Annotated in this window: 1 protein-coding gene; it reads left to right on the top strand. The window is 43.7% G+C overall.

Going from position 1 to position 398, the window contains the following annotated elements; genetic code table 11:
- On the top strand, nucleotides 1-218 hold a 218-nt coding region (locus Xmir_RS22405), incomplete at its 5' end, for a transposase (protein ID WP_208620487.1).
- Nucleotides 219-398 lie beyond the last annotated feature (180 nt).

Raw genomic sequence — 398 nt, 5'->3', positions numbered from 1 at the left:
TGAAAGGTAAAAGTAGCCTGATGCTTTATGAACAATTTGGCGATCTAAAATTCAAATATCGCCATCGTGAGTTTTGGTGCAGAGGATATTACGTTGATACAGTGGGGAAAAATACAACTCGGATACAGGAATATATAAGGCAGCAACTGGAAACGGATAAATTGGGAGAACAGTTATCGATTCCCTATCCAGGTAGCCCGTTTACGGGCCGTCAGTAATCAATAGAATGCAAATGTCAGATTGCAATGCGCCTATCAGGGCGCGGCAGGAAAGAGAGCCTTATAGGCGCATATGAAAAACCCCCGGCATAGCCGTAATACCGCTCGCTTAAGCCAACTGAGATAAGTCATAATCGGCCTCAGACAATCATCTGAGGCCGGTTTTTTATGTCTGAATTT

It is taken from the genome of Xenorhabdus miraniensis, assembly GCF_002632615.1.
This window is presented reverse-complemented; position numbering and strand designations above follow the sequence as displayed.